The organism is Fibrella aquatilis, from assembly GCF_017353255.1.
Lineage (GTDB): Bacteria > Bacteroidota > Bacteroidia > Cytophagales > Spirosomataceae > Fibrella > Fibrella aquatilis.
This window is the reverse complement of the sequence record NZ_JAFMYU010000003.1, coordinates 244,043-263,981: the sequence shown is the minus strand read 5'-3', so window position 1 is coordinate 263,981 and position 19,939 is coordinate 244,043. Positions and strand designations below refer to the sequence as shown.

General features: G+C 54.5%; 21 protein-coding genes. 8 read left to right on the top strand and 13 right to left on the bottom strand.

Annotation, left to right across the window (positions count from 1 at the left end; translation table 11 throughout):
• Positions 1 to 4: 4 nt before the first annotated feature.
• The 5 genes from J2I48_RS05480 to J2I48_RS05460 all read right to left on the bottom strand — a co-directional run bounded on the left by J2I48_RS05480 (position 5) and on the right by J2I48_RS05460 (position 4,458).
• Complete coding sequence (locus J2I48_RS05480) at positions 5 to 1,207, bottom strand: vWA domain-containing protein (RefSeq protein WP_207334398.1); 1,203 nt, start codon at positions 1,205 to 1,207, stop codon at positions 5 to 7.
• Between the two features lie 104 nt (positions 1,208 to 1,311).
• Complete coding sequence (locus J2I48_RS05475) at positions 1,312 to 2,145, bottom strand: AAA family ATPase (protein ID WP_207334397.1); 834 nt, start codon at positions 2,143 to 2,145, stop codon at positions 1,312 to 1,314.
• 120 nt (positions 2,146 to 2,265) lie between these two features.
• The gene (locus J2I48_RS05470) at positions 2,266 to 2,862 is read right to left on the bottom strand and encodes a hypothetical protein (protein WP_207334396.1); all 597 of its coding nucleotides are present in this window, start codon (positions 2,860 to 2,862) and stop codon (positions 2,266 to 2,268) included.
• A gap of 16 nt (positions 2,863 to 2,878) precedes the next feature.
• The gene (locus tag J2I48_RS05465; RefSeq protein WP_229375825.1) at positions 2,879 to 4,066 is read right to left on the bottom strand and encodes a M28 family metallopeptidase; all 1,188 of its coding nucleotides are present in this window, start codon (positions 4,064 to 4,066) and stop codon (positions 2,879 to 2,881) included.
• A gap of 20 nt (positions 4,067 to 4,086) precedes the next feature.
• Complete coding sequence (locus J2I48_RS05460; protein ID WP_207334394.1) at positions 4,087 to 4,458, bottom strand: winged helix-turn-helix transcriptional regulator; 372 nt, start codon at positions 4,456 to 4,458, stop codon at positions 4,087 to 4,089.
• A gap of 142 nt (positions 4,459 to 4,600) precedes the next feature.
• Between J2I48_RS05460 and J2I48_RS05455 the strand changes: the two genes are divergently transcribed.
• The 4 genes from J2I48_RS05455 to J2I48_RS05440 are packed head-to-tail and all read left to right on the top strand — an operon-like array spanning position 4,601 to position 7,398.
• Positions 4,601 to 5,371, top strand: a complete 771-nt coding sequence (locus tag J2I48_RS05455; protein ID WP_207334393.1) for a type 1 glutamine amidotransferase domain-containing protein — start codon at positions 4,601 to 4,603, stop codon at positions 5,369 to 5,371.
• 2 nt (positions 5,372 to 5,373) lie between these two features.
• Positions 5,374 to 6,135 (top strand): DUF481 domain-containing protein, encoded by a 762-nt coding sequence (locus J2I48_RS05450; protein ID WP_207334392.1) that lies wholly within the window; start codon positions 5,374 to 5,376, stop codon positions 6,133 to 6,135.
• Between the two features lie 4 nt (positions 6,136 to 6,139).
• Positions 6,140 to 6,784, top strand: a complete 645-nt coding sequence (locus tag J2I48_RS05445) for a TMEM175 family protein (RefSeq protein ID WP_207334391.1) — start codon at positions 6,140 to 6,142, stop codon at positions 6,782 to 6,784.
• Complete coding sequence (locus J2I48_RS05440) at positions 6,781 to 7,398, top strand: NADPH-dependent F420 reductase (protein ID WP_207334390.1); 618 nt, start codon at positions 6,781 to 6,783, stop codon at positions 7,396 to 7,398. The genes J2I48_RS05445 and J2I48_RS05440 overlap by 4 nt, the downstream gene beginning before the upstream one ends.
• A gap of 103 nt (positions 7,399 to 7,501) precedes the next feature.
• On the opposite strand, the gene J2I48_RS05435 is transcribed toward J2I48_RS05440, so the two are convergent.
• The 3 genes from J2I48_RS05435 to J2I48_RS05425 form a co-directional block, all read right to left on the bottom strand.
• Complete coding sequence (locus tag J2I48_RS05435; RefSeq protein ID WP_207334389.1) at positions 7,502 to 9,691, bottom strand: glutamine synthetase III family protein; 2,190 nt, start codon at positions 9,689 to 9,691, stop codon at positions 7,502 to 7,504.
• 39 nt (positions 9,692 to 9,730) lie between these two features.
• The gene (locus J2I48_RS05430; RefSeq protein WP_207334388.1) at positions 9,731 to 10,360 is read right to left on the bottom strand and encodes a carbonic anhydrase; all 630 of its coding nucleotides are present in this window, start codon (positions 10,358 to 10,360) and stop codon (positions 9,731 to 9,733) included.
• A 131-nt stretch (positions 10,361 to 10,491) separates the two neighbouring features.
• Positions 10,492 to 11,520 carry a glutamine synthetase beta-grasp domain-containing protein gene (locus J2I48_RS05425; protein ID WP_207334387.1) on the bottom strand — a complete coding sequence of 343 codons (1,029 nt, stop codon included), beginning with the start codon at positions 11,518 to 11,520 and terminating at the stop codon, positions 10,492 to 10,494.
• A gap of 475 nt (positions 11,521 to 11,995) precedes the next feature.
• Between J2I48_RS05425 and J2I48_RS05420 the strand changes: the two genes are divergently transcribed.
• The gene (locus J2I48_RS05420) at positions 11,996 to 13,177 is read left to right on the top strand and encodes an MFS transporter (protein ID WP_207334386.1); all 1,182 of its coding nucleotides are present in this window, start codon (positions 11,996 to 11,998) and stop codon (positions 13,175 to 13,177) included.
• A gap of 64 nt (positions 13,178 to 13,241) precedes the next feature.
• The gene (locus J2I48_RS05415; RefSeq protein WP_207334385.1) at positions 13,242 to 13,892 is read left to right on the top strand and encodes an HAD family hydrolase; all 651 of its coding nucleotides are present in this window, start codon (positions 13,242 to 13,244) and stop codon (positions 13,890 to 13,892) included.
• A gap of 96 nt (positions 13,893 to 13,988) precedes the next feature.
• Here J2I48_RS05415 and J2I48_RS05410 read toward each other — a convergent pair whose 3' ends face one another.
• Both J2I48_RS05410 and J2I48_RS05405 read right to left on the bottom strand, forming a co-directional pair.
• Positions 13,989 to 14,468, bottom strand: coding sequence for an MOSC domain-containing protein (locus J2I48_RS05410; protein WP_207334384.1), 480 nt, complete (start codon positions 14,466 to 14,468; stop codon positions 13,989 to 13,991).
• 89 nt (positions 14,469 to 14,557) lie between these two features.
• Positions 14,558 to 15,001, bottom strand: a complete 444-nt coding sequence (locus J2I48_RS05405; protein WP_207334383.1) for a hypothetical protein — start codon at positions 14,999 to 15,001, stop codon at positions 14,558 to 14,560.
• Positions 15,002 to 15,060: 59 nt separating this feature from the next.
• Between J2I48_RS05405 and J2I48_RS05400 the strand changes: the two genes are divergently transcribed.
• Positions 15,061 to 15,648 carry a hypothetical protein gene (locus tag J2I48_RS05400; protein ID WP_207334382.1) on the top strand — a complete coding sequence of 196 codons (588 nt, stop codon included), beginning with the start codon at positions 15,061 to 15,063 and terminating at the stop codon, positions 15,646 to 15,648.
• Positions 15,649 to 15,740: 92 nt separating this feature from the next.
• Here the strand turns inward: J2I48_RS05400 and J2I48_RS05395 are convergent, their stop codons facing one another.
• The 3 genes from J2I48_RS05395 to J2I48_RS05385 form a co-directional block, all read right to left on the bottom strand.
• Positions 15,741 to 16,208 carry a MarR family winged helix-turn-helix transcriptional regulator gene (locus J2I48_RS05395; protein WP_229375823.1) on the bottom strand — a complete coding sequence of 156 codons (468 nt, stop codon included), beginning with the start codon at positions 16,206 to 16,208 and terminating at the stop codon, positions 15,741 to 15,743.
• Positions 16,209 to 16,248: 40 nt separating this feature from the next.
• Positions 16,249 to 17,178 (bottom strand): citrulline utilization hydrolase CtlX, encoded by a 930-nt coding sequence (gene ctlX / locus J2I48_RS05390; RefSeq protein WP_207334381.1) that lies wholly within the window; start codon positions 17,176 to 17,178, stop codon positions 16,249 to 16,251.
• A gap of 149 nt (positions 17,179 to 17,327) precedes the next feature.
• Positions 17,328 to 18,785, bottom strand: coding sequence for an arginine deiminase family protein (locus J2I48_RS05385; RefSeq protein ID WP_207334380.1), 1,458 nt, complete (start codon positions 18,783 to 18,785; stop codon positions 17,328 to 17,330).
• 335 nt (positions 18,786 to 19,120) lie between these two features.
• Here J2I48_RS05385 and J2I48_RS05380 point away from each other — a divergent pair, with 335 nt between their 5' ends.
• Positions 19,121 to 19,933, top strand: a complete 813-nt coding sequence (locus J2I48_RS05380; RefSeq protein ID WP_207334379.1) for a hypothetical protein — start codon at positions 19,121 to 19,123, stop codon at positions 19,931 to 19,933.
• The last annotated feature ends 6 nt before the right edge of the window (positions 19,934 to 19,939 follow it).

Sequence of the window (19,939 nt, the reverse complement as noted above, 5' to 3'; positions counted from 1 at the left end):
CCGCTTACCCCTCGAACGTTACTTTCGGATTTTTCAGCGATTTCATGGCCTGCGTCAGCCCACCGAGGGTGAGGGGAAACATGCGGTGACCCGACCACTCACGGAGGAGGTTGGTGCTGTGGGTATACTGCCAATAGGCTGACGGTGACGGGTTTAGCCACACCATGTGCGGGTACTGCGTCTTGAACCGGTCGAGCCAGACTTGCCCGGCCTCTTCGTTGTAGTGTTCCACGCTGCCACGGGCTTCGGTGATTTCGTAGGGCGACATGGCCGCATCGCCCACAAAAATGACCTTATATTCTTTGTTGTATTTGTGCAGCACCTCCCAGGTGGGCAGGCGGTCTTTGCGGCGGGTGTTGTCTTTCCAGAGCGTTTCGTAGACGCAGTTGTGGAAATACAGAAACTCCATGTGCTTGAACTGGTATTTGGCCGCCGAAAACAGCTGGTTGCACAGATCGATGTGCTCATCCATGGACCCGCCCACGTCGAAGAGCAACAGCACTTTCACTCTGTTTTTGCGCGTGGCCTGGAGCTTCACGTCCAGAATACCGCCGTTGCGGCTGGTTTCGGCAATGGTCTCGTCAATGTCAAGTTCATCTTCGGCCCCCTCGCGGGTAAGCAGGCGCAACCGGCGCAGGGCCATTTTCATATTGCGGGTGTTCAATTCTACGCTATCGTCGAGGTTTTTGTAGGCCCGCTGCTCCCACACCTTCGCCGCTCTCCGCTGTCCCGCTCCCTGCTCCGACGGCCCAATCTTGAAACCCTCCGGCGCGTAGCCCCCCGTCCCAAACGGCGACGTGCCCCCGGTACCAATCCACTTATTGCCGCCCTCATGCCGTTCTTTCTGCTCGTCAAGCAGCGAACGAAGCCGGTCGTAGAGTGCATCGAGGCCCCCAGCGGCTTTTAGCGCGGCTTTTTCTTCATCGGTCAGGTTTTGTTCCAGCGCGTTTCGCAGCCAGTCGGGCGGGATGGCGGGCAGGCTGTCGGCTCCGTCGGGAACCTGCCCGGCCACCCACTGACCAAACAGTTTGTCGAACAGATCGAGGTGCTGTTCGTGCTTGATGAGGGCGGTTTTGCTCAGGAAATAGAAGTCGTCAATTGTCACGCCCCCCACCTCGCTCTGCAACGCTTCAAGCAGGGTCAAATACTCCGGCAACGTAACCGGCAGCGCATTCCGACGAAGAAGCAGGAAGAAGGAGAGAAACATGGCTTTTGAGTGGTGAGTGGTAAGTGGTAAGTGGTGAGTTTGCTTCCGCAAGAATAGACGCGGAAGCAAACTCATCACTTAGCACTCATCATTCACCGTTACTTTCACCTTCCTTTCGCCCGTAGGGCGGCCAGGAGTTCGGAGTCTTGTTCGTTTTTGAGGAGGGCACCCAAATAAGGGGGCACTTCGCGGAGGTTTTCGAGGTCGAGAAGATCGTCCTGCGTGACGCCCGCGTGCATCAGGAGCTGAAGCCAGTCGATGAGTTCGCTGGTGGAGGGGCGTTTTTTCAGGGCGCGCACCTCGCGGATGCCATAAAACACCGACAGCGCTTTGGCCATCAGTTCGCCGGGCAGGTTCGGGAAATGCACGTCTACGATGCGCTGCATGGTTTCGCGCTCCGGGAAACGGATATAGTGGAAAAAGCAGCGGCGCAAAAACGCGTCGGGCAGTTCTTTTTCGTTGTTCGACGTGATAATGACAATGGGCCGGTGGCGGGCCGAAATCGTGCGCCGCAGTTCGTAGCAGTAGAACTCCATCCGGTCAATCTCCAGCAGCAGGTCGTTCGGAAATTCAATGTCGGCCTTGTCGATTTCGTCGATCAGCAATACCGCCGATTCGTCGGTCTCGAAGGCTTCCCAGAGCTTCCCTTTTTTGATGTACCGCTCCAAGTCGCCTACGCCCTCGTTGCCCAACTGCGAGTCGCGCAGCCGCGACACGGCGTCGTACTCATACAACCCCTGCTGCGCCGACGTGGTCGATTTCACGTGCCAGGTAAACAAGGGTTTGTTGAGGGCTTTGGCCACTTCAAACGCCAGCAGGGTCTTGCCCGTGCCCGGTTCACCCTTAATCAGCAGTGGCTTCTGCAACTGAATGGCCGCATTGACCGCCACGCTCAGCTCGCGCGTAGCCACGTAGGCATCGGTACCCTGGAAGTGCATAAATGCGTTTGATTTAGTTTATTAATGTACAATGAATAATGTACAATGGCTTCGCCGGTCCGCCGGTGCGGCTCAGCAAATTCCGAACGCGAAGCCATTGTACATTATTCATTGTACATTCTAATCCTCCTCCTCATCCTCGCTTATGAACGAGTACATGGTGGGGTCGAGTTTGAGGGTGTTGCTGTTGAACTGCTCGATGAACGTGCTGATGACCTCATCGTTGATTTCTTCGACGTTCAGGTAGGCGTCAAGTTCAAGGCCAATTTCGTCGGGGTCAACATCGTCGGAAACCGTGACCTCTTCGCGCACCTTCACCGACTCGGTTTCTTCCTTTTCGGCAATGATGTCGGCCATGGTTTCTTCTACTTCCTGCTCTTTGCTGGCGTCGAATTTGTAGCCGGGCTGGCGTTCTTCGGGCAGTTTGTAGCCGGGAAACATCTTTTTCACTTCCTCAACGGCCTGCTCGAATACGATGCTGCCGTGGTGGAGGCGGAGGGTGCAGATCATGGCGTCGTAGATCACCTCCTTCCCGGCGGCGTCTTTACCCACGAACATCACCTGCGCAAACTGGCGAGGCTCGTCATCGTCTACGTCGTCGTTTTCAAAGTCTTCTTCCTCGTCTGTATACACAAACGTTTTGCCTTGCTGACGACATTCGTCACGTAATTCGGCTATCACATCGGGGTCGTACCCCTGGTTCGGAAATTCCTGCATGGGCCAAAGTTACGCATTATAGCGGCGTGGCGCACCACTCTCGCACTACCGCCTCGGCCAGATCGACGGCGTCGTGCATGGGTGTTTCGTCAACGGCAGCTAGTATATCGTCGGGCCGGTGAATGCGCGGCATGGTGCCGTCGGGGGCTAACGCGCAGAGTGCCAGCGTAGGAATGCCCGCCCGCACAAACCACACGCTGTCGAAATCGGCGGTGTGCCATCGGCCAACCTGCGCCCGATTTTGGAAGGCAGGCCTGGATACCAGATCCCGCGCTAGTTGAGTAAGCGGACTGTCGTAGTGAATCATCTCGACGGTGCCTGTGCGCTCAATCACGGTCAGTTTACCGGCCCCGAGTGTGTCGAAATTGATAACGGCCGTAGTGGCTGCTTCTTTAGCGAAACGGCCTTTGTTGGCCTGCCAGTAGGCATGGGCACCAATCATGCCCACCTCTTCAGCAGAGGGCAGCACCACCTCCACCAGCAGGCCCGGCGGGGCGTTTTCCCGCAGGCGTTTGGCCGTTTCGATGGCCGCCACCACACCCGTGGCATTATCGCTGGCCCCGTTGGTATAACCCTGATTCCAGAAGCCCACGGTGCCCAATATCGCCTGAGCCACCAGGTACAGGGCCACCAGCCCCAGCAGCCAGAACCCCCAGGCGGGCAACCCCACGGCGGTATGCACCAGAAGTAAAATAGCCGTGAGTGTCATTACCCCCAGCGACAGTTGCAGTGATTTTTGGAAGTCGCGCTGCTGCTTCGGATTATATAGCGCCGACACCGGGGCCGTATCGTAATGGGCCAGCAGCACCACGCGCCGCGTGGGGGGCGTTCTGTCTGCTACCGGCCACTGTCCCAGCACATTGAGGGCGGTATGCTGCACCGGCCACGTCACCACCGACGCATGCCGCCAGTTGAAATAGAGCCAGGCCTGCGTGAGCGCGATGCCACAGATAACGAGGCCCACCTGCTGTAGTAAAAAGCCATTGGAGATCACGAGCACAATGCTGGACAGCAGCCCCCCAATGATCCAGTAAACCACCGTGGCATAGGTTTTGGGCGTCTGAAACGGCATCAGCCGCGTGGCCGCCCCCGCCTCGGCCAGGGTGTCGACCAGCAGTTGGGCGGCCTCGCGTTCATGCGGCGTTGCCGCGCCCCGGTGCGGCAGGCGGGTTAGGAGTTGAAGGAGCGAATGTGTGGTAATCATGCTGATTTGGGTGGGTGCCATCAGGCTTCTCTCTTTTTAAAAACAATGTCCGGGTCAATGCCTGCTTCGCGCATCAGCTCCATACCATAAGCCCGAATGGCGTCGATGACCTGAATGGCCCGCTGACCTTTTTCGGTCAGGGCATATTCTACTTTGGGCGGTACGGTGGCATAGGCCGTGCGCGTAACAAACCCGTTTTCTTCCAATTCGTGGAGCTGTGTGGTCAGCATTTTATGGGATATGTGGTCGAGTGATTTTTTCAACTCACTATAGCGCAGGGTCTGGTTGCGCAACCGCCACAGAATAGGCGTTTTCCAGGTCCCGCCAATGTGGTGCATCGCATAATCGACGGGGTTGTAGTACACACGGCCATTATCGAGGAAGTCAGGCATAGAGTTAATATGCTGATAATCAGCAGCTCACTATTTAGAGAGTGACAACCAAAAAAGTGTGTCAGGTTGTAAAAGTAGGTGGTCCGTTCAGATTTGTAGTGCGCTAAGGCGCGTTACTCACTTTTCTTAACACAGTACGATCATGAGCCTTAAAGACCCGAACATCGTCAGCACGAAGCAACCCAAACGGGTTGCCCTTGTCATTGCCAACCCCGCCGTGTCGACCACTACCGGCTGGCTTGTTGGTTTCTGGTGGAGCGAACTGACTCACCCCTACTACGAATTTACCGAGAAAGGCTACCATGTCGAGCTGTTTAGTCCCAACGGTGGGCCCTGTGAAGCCGACGCCATGAGTGATCCCAACGACCCAAGCGACTATTCATCGACAGACCTCATTTCGCAGGGGTTCATGCACACGCCCCGGCTGCGGTCACTCATCGACAACACCAAACCGATTGCGGCCCTCAACATCGATGAGTTCGATGCCCTCGTGGTGGCGGGTGGGCAAGCGCCCATGTTCTCCTTTGCCAACGCCATCGACCTACACGCCAAGTTTGCCGAATTTTATGAATCGGGCAAGGTGACGGCAGCTCTGTGTCACGGCACAGCGGTGTTGCGCTACGCTAAACTGAGCAACGGCGAGTATTTGGTGAAGGGCAAAACAGTTACGGGCTTTGCCAACGTAGAAGAAGATTTTGCCGACAATGCCGTCTGGGACTATAACCTGATGCCCCGTGGCCAGCACCTAATGCCCTGGCGCATTGAAGACGAACTGAAGAAACTGGGAGCCAACTACGTGCAGGCGGGTCTGTGGCGCGGCTTTGCCATCCGCGACGGCAACCTCATTACCGGACAGCAGAACTTCAGCGGTGCCGAAACCGCCCGTGCCATCATTGCTGCCCTCGGCGAATAACTATGAGATGGTGGCTGCTGATGTTTGCTCTGATTACCCGGCCCGCGCTGGCGCAACTCAACGAGAGCGACTCCATTCCGTTGCAACTGAAACTGACCACAACCGGCTCCTACCTCGATGGTATCGTGAGCCGGTTGTTGCTCATTAACCGGGCCGAGCTGGCGTATGCCAACCAGCGGTGGGGCGTCAGCAGCCGCAACGACTACCAATATGGCCAGACGTTTAACAGGCAGACCGAATCAGACCTACTTTCGACTAACTTTCTGTATTTGAACCCGTTGCATCGCCCATATCCTTACGTAATGCTCCTTATGGAAACAAATTACCGCCGGAAAATTAACTTCCGGTATCAGCCCGGCGTGGGGATAAGCTATAATTTGGTTCGCGAAAAACACAGCTTGCTAAAGCTGTCACTCACAGCCAGTTTCGAGCATTCAGCCTATGGCGGCACTGTCTTTGAACACCACGAATCCAACGGCTCACGGCCCAATGTGATCGAGACCATCCGGGCAACGGGGCGCGTATTTGGGCGGCAACAACTACTAGGCAATAAGTTGCGGCTACACTACGAATGCTGGTTTCAGCAGTCGGTACTGGATGGCGAAAACTACCGATTTCACACCGACGATTCGCTGGAACTACCGATCAGTAAACGGGTGGCGGTGCGGGCCAGATTGCGTTATACGTTTGAGCATGTGGAGCTGGTGGGAAACAAACCGTATGACCTGTTTATCACCTACGGCATCTCACTGAGCAACAACTAACCCCATGACCTACTTTTCCAAATCGCGGGTAGAAGCCTTTAGCGACGGCGTGTTTGCCATCATCGTCACGCTGTTGGTGCTGGAATTGAAAGTGCCTCATTTGACACACGATGCGTCGATGGCTGACTTATATAAGGCGCTGCTGCTGCTGTTACCCAAGCTGGTGAGCTGGGTTATCAGCTTCCTGATGGTGTGCATCATCTGGGTTAACCACCACCGCATTCTTGACCAAATTGCCCACATCACCCACGGCGTTTTCTGGCTCAATGCCTTTCTGTTGCTCTGGTGTTCCTTTATTCCATTTCCGACGGCCCTGCTGGGCGATTACCTCACCAACCCGGTCTCGTCGCTGGTATTTGGTGGCGTCATGGCCCTTATGTCGCTGACATTTAGTGGGTTACGATGGCAGGCCTATCGTAGTCATGGTGTACTGAAACCAGACGTGAACCGCGCTCATTTTCGGAAAGCTACAGTACGGTCGCTGCTATTCGGGCCGCTGCTCTACAGCACAGGTGCGCTGTTGGGCCTTGTCGACTACAGGCTGGCCATGGCCGTGTTTGCTCTCGTGCCCATCTACTTTATTTTCTTTAACTCCGCCCAACAGTCAGTTGCTCACCAGCCAGGGCTACATGCCAAAACAAACGCATGAACATCGCAATCATTGGCACCGGCAACGTAGGTGCCGCCCTGGCCGAAGCCTGGGCCAAGGCCGGGCACACCATCAGACTGGGCGTACGCAACACGGCCGACTTTAAAGGCAGGGCGTTGCTTGACAAATCTGCCGCCATCACCGTATACCCTATTGGCGAGGCCGTGGCAGCGGCCGACGTGGTGCTCATTGCCGCCGTGCCGCAGGCCACCCAATCGATTGCTGAAGCCCTCGGCGACGTAAGTCAAAAGGTGATCATCGACGCCATGAATGGCCTGCGCGCCAGGCCTGAGCCGTTTTCGCACACCACCGAAGCCCTTCAACACTGGACCAATTGCCCCGACATAGTGAAGTGCTTCAACAGTACCGGGGCTGAAAACATGCATGACCCCAACTACGGCGGGGTACACATCGACATGTTTATGGCGGGTAGCAGCGCCAAAGGCAAGGCCATTGCCCAACAACTGGCCCTCGACGCGGGCTTTGCCGAATGCTATGATTTCGGCGGCGACGACAAAGTACCGCTGCTGGAACAGTTTGCCTTCGTCTGGATCAACCTGGCCATCATGCAGGGCCAAGGGCGGGCCATGGCGTTTAAATTGTTGAAACGGTGAAGTAAAACGAGTTCAAGGTTTAAAGTCCAAGGTTTAAAGTTGCTCCGCCAGCTTACTGATGCGGAGCAATTTTAAACCTTGGACTTTAAACCTTGAACTCGTTTTACTTCACAAATAACATCTCACGATACTTCACCAGCGGCCAGTCTTCGTCGTCAATAAGGAGTTCGAGCTTATCGACTTCGTAACGGATCACGTCGAAATAATCTTTCACTTCCGTAGCGTAGAGGCGGGCCATCTCGGCCGAGTTACCGATGTTGTTGGCGCGTTTGCGGGCCTCTACCATCGCTTCTACGTTTTTTTTGATCGCCACCACCCGGCCCGACAGTTCGCGGATGATGCCTTTTACGGGTTGTGCTTCGTTGACCATGTCCAAATCCACCAATGACTTGGCCGTTTGCGAGAGCTGATTCATATACTTTAACGCCGTCGATACCACGTGGTTGGTGGCCAGATCACCCATCACGCGCGACTCGATCTGCACGTTTTTGATGTACTTCTCTAGCTCGATTTCGTAGCGGGCTTCCACCTCGGCGTGGTTCATGACGCCCATTTTCTCAAAAAGGGCCAGCGACTCCGGTTTCAGGTACACGGCCAGGGCTTCGGGGGTGGATTTGATGTTCGAGAGGCCACGCCGTTCGGCTTCAGCTACCCACTCGTCGGCGTATCCATTGCCTTCAAACAAAATCCGTTTTGCCTCGCGATAGTATTGTTTCAGCACCTCCACCACAGCCAGTTCCTTCTTCTCGCCCGCGTCGAGCCGGGCGTCCATGTCGCGCCGAAACTGGATGAGCTGGTTGGCCACAATGGTGTTGAGCACAATCATGGTCGAGGCTGAGTTGGCCCCGCCACCCACCGCACGGAACTCGAATTTGTTGCCTGTGAACGCAAACGGCGAGGTGCGGTTGCGGTCGGTATTGTCGCGCATAAGGGCCGGAATTCGGTTCAGACCCAGCTTATAGTAGACGTTGTCGCCCTTATTGAGCGATATCTCGGACTTGTTTTCGAGGTCTTCCAGGGCCTTCGTCAGGGTCTCGCCCAGGAAGATCGACATGATGGCGGGTGGGGCCTCGTTGGCACCCAGCCGGTACTCGTTGCCCGCCGACGCAATACTAGCCCGGAGCAAATCGGCGTGGTCATGCACGGCTTTTACCACGTTGACCACAAAAGCAATAAATCGCAACGTTTCTTTGGGTTTGCTGCTGGGAGCCAGCAGGTTAACGCCCGTGTCGGTACCCAAGGCCCAGTTATTGTGCTTGCCCGACCCGTTGATGCCCGCAAACGGTTTTTCGTGGAAAAGCACTTTCAAGCTATGCCGTTCGGCTACTTTTTCCATTAAATCCATCAGCAACGCATTGTGGTCGATGGCCAGATTGACTTCCTCAAACGTGGGGGCCACTTCAAACTGTCCGGGGGCTACTTCGTTGTGCCGCGTCCTGACGGGAATCCCCAGTTTCAGGGCTTCAAACTCAAAGTCGACCATAAAGGCGTTGACCCGTGGCGGAATAGTGCCAAAGTAGTGATCTTCCAGCTGCTGTCCCCGCGCCGGGGCGTGGCCAAACACGGTGCGCCCGGCCATAACCAGGTCAGGCCGAGCCACATACAGCGCTTTGTCGACCAGGAAATATTCCTGCTCGATCCCCAGCGTGGGCATGACTTTATCAATGTTCCGGTCGAAATATTGGCAGGCGGCGGTGGCAGCTTTGTCCAGCGCGGCAAGGGCTTTCAGCAGGGGTGTTTTATAGTCGAGCGCCTCGCCAGTGTAGGAAATAAACACCGACGGGATGCAGAGCGTTTTACCCCCCGCGCCGTTATCCATCAAAAACGCGGGCGACGAGGGGTCCCAGCCGGTGTAGCCCCGCGCCTCAAACGTGTTGCGCAGCCCTCCACTCGGAAACGACGATGCGTCGGGTTCCTGCTGTACCAGCGCTGAGCCTTTGAATTTTTCAATGGCCTTTCCATCGTTGGCAATGTCGAAAAACGAATCGTGTTTTTCAGCGGTCGAGCCGGTCAGGGGCTGAAACCAGTGCGTGTAGTGAGTGGCCCCTTTGCTCACCGCCCATGACCGCAGGGCGTTGGCTACCTCGTCGGCAATGTCGCGGTCGATACGCCCGCCTGTGTCGATGGCCTCGGAAATGCGCCCGAATGCCTCTGGTGAGAGCAACGTGCGCATAATGTCTTTGGTGAAGGTGTACACGCCAAAATAATCGGCGATACGTTCGGCGGGTGGCGGCACGGGCAAAGCCTGACGGCTTTGTGCAACCTGTAGGGCGTTAAAACGGAGGTGGGCCATAAGGGCAGTTCAGTATCCCCAAACATACAAAAACCAGCCTTAATCCAATTTATACACGGCAAGTTCGTCTTTGAATTTGGCCATGTCAATTTCCAGGTCTTTCACCGTTCCGGTGGCAATATCATACACCCAGCCATAGATGTGCGGGTAGAAGCTGTCGGCCCGGCGGTGCTGGATGAAACTCAACTTCATAATATTGATGCACTGTTCCTGCACGTTCAGCTCAACTAGCCGACGAAATCGGGCTTCCTTATCTGCAATGGCGTTCAGTTCTGTACGGTACGTCCGATATACGTCGTCGATGTTACGAATCCAGGTGTTTAGCCCACCCAAATCTTTGTTGTCCATAGCGGCCTTCACCCCCCCACAGCCGTAGTGCCCACATACCACAATGTGTTTCACATTGAGGTGTTCAACGGCATACTGAACCACCGACAGCGCACTCAAATCATTGTTAGGCACCAGGTTAGCGATATTCCGGTGTACAAACACCTCCCCCGGTTTCACGCCCATAAAATCTTCGGGCTGCACCCGACTGTCGGAGCAGCCGATGTATAGAAACTCAGGATGTTGCCCGTCGGCCATGTGGCTGAAATAGCTGGGGTCCTGCTGTAACTGTTTGGCAACCCATTGCTGGTTATGGTCAAATACGCGTTCGTAGAGCGTCATTGTGAGATGTTTTTTTAGGTACTAACCCGTGAACGATGTGAAGTGTTGAAGCGATTTCGCCCCCCGCTACCCACAAAAAAATGGCCCGCCATTGCTGACGGGCCATTTCCATTTAAATCTGTACTGATAGCTTAGGCAGGTACCTCAGCCGATTTAACGGTCTTGATGATCTCAGCCGCTACTTTATACGGATCAGCCGCCGAGTTGGGGCGACGGTCTTCCAGCCAGCCTTTCCAGCCGCGCTGCACCGTGGCAATGGGAATACGAATCGACGCACCCCGGTCTGACACACCATACGAGAACTGGTCGATTGACTGGGTCTCGTGCTTGCCCGTGAGGCGAAGGTGGTTGTCGGCACCGTATACATCGATGTGTGCTTTGATGCGGTCGGCGGGGGCAAATGACTGGCAGATGGCATCATACGTTTCTTTGTTGCCCGCCGTACGGAGCACCGAGTTCGAGAAGTTGGCGTGCATGCCTGAGCCGTTCCAGTCGGCATCGACGCCCAGGGGCTTGCAGTGCCAGTTGATAGCCACGTCGTAGCTTTCGCCAATGCGCTCGAGCAGGTAGCGGGCTACCCAGATCTGATCACCGGCTTCGCGGGCACCTTTGGCAAAAATCTGGAACTCCCACTGACCAGGGGCTACTTCGGCGTTGATGCCTTCCACGTTCAGGCCTGCGTCGAGGCACACGTCGAGGTGTTCTTCAATGATGTTGCGGCCAAAGGCGTTGTTGGCACCAACTGAGCAATAGTAGGGGCCTTGTGGGGCAGGTTCGCCCTCTTCGGGGAAGCCCAGGGGCTTGTTGGTAGCTATGTCGTAGAGGAAATACTCCTGCTCGAAACCAAACCAGAAATCGTTATCGTCGTCTTCTATGGTAGCCCGGCCGTTGGTAGCGTGGGGCGTACCGTCGGCGTTCAACACTTCGCACATCACCAGAAAGGCGTTCTTCCGCTGCGGATCAGGGCAGATGAACACGGGCTTCAGCAGGCAGTCTGACGAACCACCGGCAGCTTGTTCCGTCGATGAACCATCGAATGACCACATGGGGCAGTCTTCCAGATTACCCGAAAAATCACCTTCAATTTTGGTTTTTGACCGGAGGCTTTGCGTGGGCTTGTAACCATCGAGCCAGATGTACTCTAATTTGGACTTTGCCATGATCTGTAGCGGGCGTTTAACGAACTAAATACGTGATTTGTGTATGTCGGCATCAAATATAGACCCACGCTATCAAAATAAAAATAAGCTATTATAAACGAGGACAGGATTTTATAAAGGCATTATGCCTGAATGACAATTAATATTCGTTAAATCCTATTTATACCAATGATTCCCCTGTTGACTCCCTTTTTTGCATTAAACCAGCCTTGACTGAAAAACGCCTTCTGTTTGAAAAGCAAGTTAATTTCCGCACACCTAGTTTATCATGTGACAACTTTTTGAGCAAGATTGGATCTATTTATAACTAAGTCCATAATCCCGTTCAAGACCTTTTTTGCCTGTTTCACTTCCTCCCTATTAGTCCGTCAATTGTCTTAAAGACAGTTGTATGAGCTTAGTTTTGGTCAATACAGTGCTACTACTGGCAAATCTGATCAAGCTAAGCCTGGTAGGGGGGCCTTATCTTTGTGGCATGAATGCATCCATACAACCTGTTCGTTCGTTGACCCGCCATCTGTCCCTGTTCTTCAGCGATGCACAGGCTAGGGCGGTGGGATTGGTTTTTGCCACTGAGAGTATACTTTTTGGCAGCTGGGTGGCGCATATTCCGCATGTTAAAGACACACTGCAACTCACTGACGCGCAACTAGGCATGACACTTTTTGCCCTGCCCGCCGGGCTGATCACCATGAACCCTATGACGGGCTGGCTGGTAAGTAAACTGGGCCAGGTAAATGCCTGCTTCTGGGCTGCCCTGGCCTTTTGTGCCGCCCTGCTGGTACCCATCAACGCGCCCAATGTCTATGTGCTGGTGACCGGTTTATATGTAGTGGGCCTCTGTAGCGCCCTAATCAACGTGGCGATGAACACACTCGCCACCGACGTAGAAAAAGCCAACGGGATCGTGATTATGTCATCGTGCCACGGGATGTGGAGCGTGGGGGGTATACTCAGTTCGGTCATTGCGGGCATTGCCATTGCCAACCACGTATCGCCTGCCGTGCATGTGGCGGGCATTGCGGCATTTGTGGTATTCTGCACCTTTCTGGTTAGGCCCATTTTACAGTCGATCACGGTGATTCCACCCGAAAAATCGGCGGCATTTGTGCGACCCAACCTCGACCTGCTGTTGATGATTTTCATTGGGTTGGCCGTGGCTATGGGCGAAGGGCTGGCTTTCGACTGGAGCGGCATTTACCTTCGCGACACCCTCAAAACCAGCAGTCAGGTGGCAGCACTGGGCTTCGGTGCGTTTTCGCTGACCATGACCCTGGGTCGATTCATGGGCGACGCCATCATTCCGCGCATCGGGGCCAAACGCTGGCTACTGCTGGGCGGGCTGATGGCGGCGGCGGGCCTGGTGCTGGCCGTAGTACTCCCCTACCCACCCATAGCCTTGCTGGGCTTTGCCATGCTGGGGGCGGGCAGTTCGTTGGGCGCTCCTATTCTGTACTCAGCGGCGTTGCGCGTACCCGGCATCTCGCCCGCAGCCGGACTGGCTACTTTCGCTACGTTTAGCTTTGTGGGTTTTCTGGCCGGACCTCCACTCATTGGGTTTATTGCTCAGGGGTTTGGTCTATCGTGGGGCCTGCTGTTTGTTGCCCTGATGTTGATCGGCTCAGCCATCGTGAGCCGGTTTGTGAAGTTGTTTTAAAATAAGTCAATAGTCGTCAGTCAACCATCGACTATTGACTGACGACTATTGACTCCTTCTTTCTATGCTTAAAGCGGTTATTTTCGACATGGACGGTGTTATTGCCGACACCAACGCGCACCACCAGATTGCCTGGCGGGCTTATTACGAACAACATGGCCGGACGCTCTCCGACGCTGAGTTTGTAGAACACATTGCGGGTAAGCACAATAACGCCATTGTGGGCCACCTCTTTCCCGGTCAGGTGCTGCCGCCTGACGACGTGTATCGGCTGGGCTACGAAAAGGAAGCCCTCTTCCGCGAACTTTACGCACCCGACATCAAGCCCGTGGCTGGCCTTCCGGCTTTTCTGACCATGCTCAAAGAGCACGGCATTAAAACCGCCGTGGCCACGTCGGCACCTGTCGAAAACCTCGATTTCGTCATTGATACGCTACAACTCCGCCCCTTTTTCGACGCGCTCCTGCACGAAAAGTTGGTTACCCGACCCAAACCCGACCCGGAGATTTATCTCAAAGCCATGAACATGCTGGGCGTGTCGGCAGCAGAATCAGTGATTTTTGAAGACTCTATGACGGGCCTGCAAGCCGCCCGCGCCGCCGGTGCCCGCGTCATTGGTGTGGCCACTACCCATACCCTCGACGAACTGGCCCCCTATACCCACGACGCCGTTCATGACTTCACCGAAATGAGTTGGGAGCGAGTGAGCGTATGATTTACGATGTACGAATTACGATGTACGATTTGTTGCTGACGCGATAGTACGCTAGCGTCAGCAACAAATCGTACATCGTAATTCGTACATCGTAAATCAAACCTTCACCTCATCTCCCACCCTGATTACTCCGCCCCTAACTACTCGTGCGGTGATACCGCCGTGACCGCGGAGGGCATTGTAGCCACCGTCGCCGAGAGCGGTTTCCATTTTCGAGCAGGGGTAGCACTCGCCGGTATATTCCAGTTGCACCTCGTCGCCGATCTGAAACGTATGGCCTTTGAATGCCAGCAGATTCAGACCCGATACTACCAGGTTACGGCGGGTCAGTGCCGGGTCGAGGGTGGGCAGGCCCATGAATGAGGCGATCACGGGCAGGTGTTCGGCCTGAAGCAGTGTTACGTCGCGCTTGCCGTTTTTGCCGCTATAATGATCGCCTGCCAGGCCACCATTCTCCAGCACAACAACCTCAGTGAGCGACGTAACTGGCTCATTACGAGCAGGTCTGATGCTGATATATTCCAGTTTTCCAACGCGCGGAAACACTTCAAACAGGTCTTTGATATTGGCAGGCATTTCTTTGAGTTTTCAGTTTGTAGTTTTCAGTTGCTTGCACGAGGAAATCTTCGCGCCAGCAACTGAAAACTACAAACTGAAAACTGTTTTTAGACCGATGGTACAAACTCCAGATTTACATCTGTTTTGGTGCTGTTGACCGTGGTATTCTGGCGAAGAATCAGTTTGGTGCGGCTGAGTTCGATGATGGGGAAGATGCCCTTAAAACCCGTCACGTCAACGTCTAGTCCCTGAAAGTCTTGGGTCAGTTTCCAGCTACCGGCGTTGACAATCTGCTTGGAACCACGGTCGATGGCGCGAGCAATGTTGGCATCGGTAAACTGGATGTCGATGAAATTGAGCGCCAACGCCGACACGCCAAGCTGGTTGACTGGCACCACGGTACCGTCGTCGGCCCTGGTGATGCGCTCCATGCGCCATTTGTTCGCCACCAATAGTTCAGACCGGGTAGCCGCCGATTGAATAACGTCTTCTTTTTTGCAGCCTGTGAGGCTCAGTAGGCCAATACTGATCAGAAAAAGTAGTCTGCGCATGGGTTGAGTGGTTGTTTTCTCAGAACGAAATAACACTACTTTGGTTGTATCTTCACTTTATGGCACGTCTGAAATACATCAACCGATCGCTTCGAGCAGGGCTGAACCGACCCATCCGTTGGCTAGTAATGGGGAGTTGCTGCTGGCTGGCGGCTTGCGCCCCTACTACACCCGTGCATACGCACCGCGCCGCCGACGATTCAGAATATTACGTACAAGCCGTACCCGACGATATTATTAACCGCCGCATTTTGCCCGATCCGGTTGGTGGGCTTGGCCATAGCAATGACCCTCAACTGCGCGTGACCGACATCCGCCTCACCGCCCAGTACACGGTCCTCTACCTTACGTTCGACCATACACTGGCGGGCTATGGTAACAACGCAGGCACCGAGATTTCAATTGACCCTAAAGCTAAGCTGCTGGCCCCCGATGGTAAAAGCACTTTTGCCTTTGTCAAAGCCGAAGGCCTGCCCCTCTCACCTGATAGCCGCAAAGTGGAGGCCAACGACAAAGTGAAATTCGTACTCTATTTCGAGCGGCTTGCGCCGGGCATCGAAGAGTTTGCGCTCTACGAAGGCGAAGACACCGCCACGCTCAGCTTCTGGCGCGTAAGCGATATGCATGTGGAGAATTCGGAGAAATAAGTTTTCTGTTTACAGTTTGCTGTCTTCTGTTTTGCTAACTCCGGCACCGAGACATCGGCCGCAGCAGAACAGAAGACACCCTTTTCAAGACGTTACTCCGTTGCGCTGAACTTTTCAGCGGCGGCGATAATCTGTTTTGTCAGTTGTACGGCTTCTGCTTCGCCCAAATTCTCGGCAAAAGTGGCCCAGTTGTCCTGCCAGGCTTTGGCAATGGCGGGAGCTAGTGCCTGACCCGTCTCCGTAGCAAACACTAGAGTGCGCTTACCTTCCGGCTGCCGACGGACCATTCCTTTCCCTTCAAGCTTTTCGATCAAGCGCGTAATCGTCGATGGCGACAGGAATAGCGTTTCGCTGAGGGCAGTGGGCGTCTGTCCCGGATACTGGGCTACTTCGTTGAGGAGGTATGCGTGTGAGTATGACAACCCTAGCTGGGCAAACCGGGCGTCGCCGATGACCGTAACGGCCCGCGCCAGCGCATTGGCCGCAAACAGCAAACAGGCACCGTAGCGCGATGTGCTGGCAGATGTTTCAGGCGGCATAAGCGCAATTGCAGGTTCCATAATGAGCAAACAAGTCTATCGACGTTTCCGTTGCAGTACACTACTTAAGCGGTAGATGCACTTCGGCCATCATGCATCGTGCCGACCCGCCGCCGTTAGCTTCAATGGCCGACAGGTCGAACGCCTGCAAGGTAGCATAGTCATCAAGCACATCAATTTGCTTCTCTGTCAGTGAGTTAAGTGCGCGTTTCGACATCACCAGTAGCTTTTGGCCCCGTATAGTCTGTACCTGAAGCATATTGCCAGCAAAGGCGTTCATCTGGTCGGGGGTAATCTCTACGATGCGTTTGTTGAGGCCTTCCAGCGCCTGCCGCACCATTAGCCGCTCGTCGAGGTCGGGGATGGCCTGCAAACAAACCACCACAAAGGTGTCGCCGATAGACATGAGTACGTTGGTATGGTATACGGCCTTGCCTGCCTGGTCTACAGCCCGAAAAGCTACGGTCTGGTAGCCCGTTTGCCGCCGAAATTCGGCCAGTACGTCGGGGTCGGTACGGGGCGAAAGGCAGGCAAACGCCACGCGGTGCATCCGGTCGAGCACCAAGCTGCCAGTGCCTTCCAGGTATTTCCCTTCCTGCTCAAAGACTGTAAGGTCTACGACCTTCGAGACGTGAAACCGTTGCGACAACTCATCGATAATGTCCTGACGGCGCTCCAGACGCCTGTTTTCTGCCTGCATGGGATATAGCACGACCGTGCCGCTGTAGTGAAACGACACCCAGTTGTTGGGAAAAATAGAGTCGGGTGTATGCGGGTCGGCGGTGTCGTCGTAGACCATAACATCTACCCCTATCGCCCGCAGTTGGCGTACCATTTCATCAAACTCGCGTTGGGCTTCGGCCTGGGCTAGTTCAGACGGTTGGTTGGCCAATGTGGCGTCCTGAAACGTGTTCGATGGGGCGGTCTGGTCGTTGAACCCAAACCGCACGGGCCGAATCATGAGGATGCGTGAGGTAGTTTGCGATTGCATGAAGAAAATAGTCGTGTTGTTCAAAAATACGAAAACTAAAGAGTGAGTGGTGAAAGAGTGAATGGCGAAAGAGTGAAAGAGTGGCTTCCGCGAGGTATTCTTCAGCGTCGGCCACTCTTTCGCTATTCACTCTTTCGCTATTCACTCTTTCAATCCCGCAGCAGCGGCAAACTCATGCAGTGACTGCCGCCACGGGCGCGGCTGAGTTCGGCGGAGGGGAGCATAATAAACGTGTTTTCAATGGTTTCGGGTGAGGCCTCGCCCCGTTCGAACTGATCTAGAAGGGCAGCGGCGGTGATGATGTCGAAACCAGCCTCGCGGAATGCCTGTGCCGTTTTGTCGTTGCGGTCATAGCCCACCACCACGCCGTCTTTCAGGGCCAGCAGGTTGCACGAGTCCGTCCATTGTTCACGGGCACCAAAGGGAAACTCGTTGTTGCCCGAATAAATAAACCGTACGGGTTCGGTGCTGCCCAGGTCGTTCTGGCTGATGTCGATCAGCAGGTCTTCAAGGTTATCGATAATCCTGGGCTGGTGTTCCTGGCCTTTTGTAAACTGAAAAATTTTGAGGTCCTCCGACAGGTCTTTGGGCGCGAAAAAATGGATTACGTCTTTCTTCCTCGCCTCATCGCCGGTGCGGCCAAGCGACCCCAACAGCACCCACACGTTGCGCTTCACCTGCGTGAAAATCGTGTCGATGTGCATGTAATCGCGCTTTTTGGGAATCTTCACAATTGTCAGCTTGTCAATCACGCCCTTCTCAAAAACCAGCCGCATCACCTGTTGGGCGGCATAAAGTGTGGTGCGTTCGCTGCAACCAATAATCAGGTGCCGGGGTGCAATCATCATCACGTCGCCTCCCTCTAGCGTGGCGCGGGTAAGATCGTGGGCGGTTTCGCCATCGGGCAGCAGAAACCCATGCTCGTTGTCGGGAATCTCAATAATTCTGTCGCGGTAACCAGCAAAGATAGGGTGGTTGAAAAAGATGTACTGAGCCAGCAGTGCCTCGCGGGTGCGGGCCTGCTTGGCAGGCTTGTTGAGCAGGATATGGTCGTTAATGACAATGCCGATGTCGCGCGTGAAGATGAAGTTCGGCAGGGGTGCAAATAACATCGACTTGTCGGGCAGCGACCCCGATATCAGGATCTTGGCCAGTTCGGCAGGCTCATACTGATTGATCTTGAACTGGGTCTGAAAAGAAGTTCGTTCAATGCCACAAATGGCCGCAACAAGCTTGGTCCTGATACCTTCGTCAGCCAGAATATCAGCCAGCAGACACTGGATGTCAACCACTTTATCAGACGCAAAATAGTCGACATGGTCAGGTTTGAAATAGCCCCGGTCGGTGCCGGGTGCCAGCGCCGCTACGCGGCCTTTAATCTTGTCGGGGTCGAGAAAGTAGAGTAGCAACTTAACATAAAAATCATATTCATCGCGCCGCATCATGTCGAGGTTCACAATGTCTTCAAAGAGCCAGTCCTGAGCTTTGGAGGGTACAACCTTGCCCAGGCCCCGGTCGGGACTATGAATGAGCAAGCGGCGCAGGGTGCCGATTTCAGACGAAACATGAAGCTGATCAGTGGCAACGGGTGTGTCCTGGGCAATCATACGTTTGGGTACAGAGCTTGTTCCGCCACGGCGGGATTGGAAAATCGCAAGGTACGGCGGAAAGCGTTTGTAATGGTTGGCATAGGCACCTGACCGGGCCTACCGGCCTGGAACTACCGGCTACTTAATTTTGTGGCTCACGCCTTATATTTCGGCAGGGTAATTGCTCTAAGTAGCTGTTTAGACCGACCTTTGTAGTCATTGATGCGCCATTGTGACGATAGATCTTTGACCAGAGAGTTGAGCCGATCAGATACTCGCTGCAAATACGCTGATTAAACCGATCTTCATATGGTAAAAACAACTATTTTTGTATGAGTAAAACTCTTTTATGTATGCACCTTACGCAATTTAGATGGCTAACAGGTATATTACTACAACTGGTTACCCTGTCCCTATTTGCCCAAACACCCACCCCGGTCCAGTCTGAGACCGATGCCAGGCTGATCGAATCGTTACGAGATCGTATCACGACGTTGCAACAGCAACAAACCACGCTCCGAAACCGGCTACGACAGGAAGAACGCCGAAGTAAGCAAGCCGAAGAACGGCTGGCTGCGGCCGAAAGGACCATCGAGAGCCGCAACGACTCTATTAGCCGCTATATCCAGGAGATCAATGACCTGAACGGCAGAATCTCACAAATGCAAATCGCCCGGCGCGAGGCCGACGCTACCCGCGCCCGGATCGAAGTCGTCCGCGACTCAGCCCTGTCTAAAGTGGCCCGGCTTACCTACGAGCGCAACTTGCTGACCATTAGTGATCTGATTCGGATTTACCGGGTATCACCTTCCCAAACGATGGCCACATTGCTTCGAAACCTCAACCAGACCGAATCGGGCTTTGAGTATAATGTGGATTCTACGGCCAATGAGCTTAAGATTATCCGTCACTTCGACGCCCAGACTGAAGCCTGGTGGTTGTTCGACAAAACGCTGGACACTATACTTGAACTTACCCTTCAGTTCAAACGTGATCGGTTCGACAACAACCGTACGCTGGTCTTTGCCAACTCGCGCCTGTTGCAAAAAACCCGCTACAGTAACAAGCCGTTCGAAGAACAGGCCGACACTGAAAAAATTGCCCTTTACCGCGACAAAACCCTGAAACTGCTGGAAGGAACCCTCCGCAGATCTGCTGACAAATAACCTGTT

Coding starts and splice junctions, on each gene's coding strand:
- J2I48_RS05480 (WP_207334398.1), bottom strand. CDS start 1,207: ATGTTTCTCTCCTTCTTCCTGCTTCTTCGTCGGAATGCGCTGCCGGTT.
- J2I48_RS05475 (WP_207334397.1), bottom strand. CDS start 2,145: ATGCACTTCCAGGGTACCGATGCCTACGTGGCTACGCGCGAGCTGAGC.
- J2I48_RS05470 (WP_207334396.1), bottom strand. CDS start 2,862: ATGCAGGAATTTCCGAACCAGGGGTACGACCCCGATGTGATAGCCGAA.
- J2I48_RS05465 (WP_229375825.1), bottom strand. CDS start 4,066: ATGATTACCACACATTCGCTCCTTCAACTCCTAACCCGCCTGCCGCAC.
- J2I48_RS05460 (WP_207334394.1), bottom strand. CDS start 4,458: ATGCCTGACTTCCTCGATAATGGCCGTGTGTACTACAACCCCGTCGAT.
- J2I48_RS05455 (WP_207334393.1), top strand. CDS start 4,601: ATGAGCCTTAAAGACCCGAACATCGTCAGCACGAAGCAACCCAAACGG.
- J2I48_RS05450 (WP_207334392.1), top strand. CDS start 5,374: ATGAGATGGTGGCTGCTGATGTTTGCTCTGATTACCCGGCCCGCGCTG.
- J2I48_RS05445 (WP_207334391.1), top strand. CDS start 6,140: ATGACCTACTTTTCCAAATCGCGGGTAGAAGCCTTTAGCGACGGCGTG.
- J2I48_RS05440 (WP_207334390.1), top strand. CDS start 6,781: ATGAACATCGCAATCATTGGCACCGGCAACGTAGGTGCCGCCCTGGCC.
- J2I48_RS05435 (WP_207334389.1), bottom strand. CDS start 9,691: ATGGCCCACCTCCGTTTTAACGCCCTACAGGTTGCACAAAGCCGTCAG.
- J2I48_RS05430 (WP_207334388.1), bottom strand. CDS start 10,360: ATGACGCTCTACGAACGCGTATTTGACCATAACCAGCAATGGGTTGCC.
- J2I48_RS05425 (WP_207334387.1), bottom strand. CDS start 11,520: ATGGCAAAGTCCAAATTAGAGTACATCTGGCTCGATGGTTACAAGCCC.
- J2I48_RS05420 (WP_207334386.1), top strand. CDS start 11,996: ATGAATGCATCCATACAACCTGTTCGTTCGTTGACCCGCCATCTGTCC.
- J2I48_RS05415 (WP_207334385.1), top strand. CDS start 13,242: ATGCTTAAAGCGGTTATTTTCGACATGGACGGTGTTATTGCCGACACC.
- J2I48_RS05410 (WP_207334384.1), bottom strand. CDS start 14,468: ATGCCTGCCAATATCAAAGACCTGTTTGAAGTGTTTCCGCGCGTTGGA.
- J2I48_RS05405 (WP_207334383.1), bottom strand. CDS start 15,001: ATGCGCAGACTACTTTTTCTGATCAGTATTGGCCTACTGAGCCTCACA.
- J2I48_RS05400 (WP_207334382.1), top strand. CDS start 15,061: ATGGCACGTCTGAAATACATCAACCGATCGCTTCGAGCAGGGCTGAAC.
- J2I48_RS05395 (WP_229375823.1), bottom strand. CDS start 16,208: ATGGAACCTGCAATTGCGCTTATGCCGCCTGAAACATCTGCCAGCACA.
- ctlX (WP_207334381.1), bottom strand. CDS start 17,178: ATGCAATCGCAAACTACCTCACGCATCCTCATGATTCGGCCCGTGCGG.
- J2I48_RS05385 (WP_207334380.1), bottom strand. CDS start 18,785: ATGATTGCCCAGGACACACCCGTTGCCACTGATCAGCTTCATGTTTCG.
- J2I48_RS05380 (WP_207334379.1), top strand. CDS start 19,121: ATGCACCTTACGCAATTTAGATGGCTAACAGGTATATTACTACAACTG.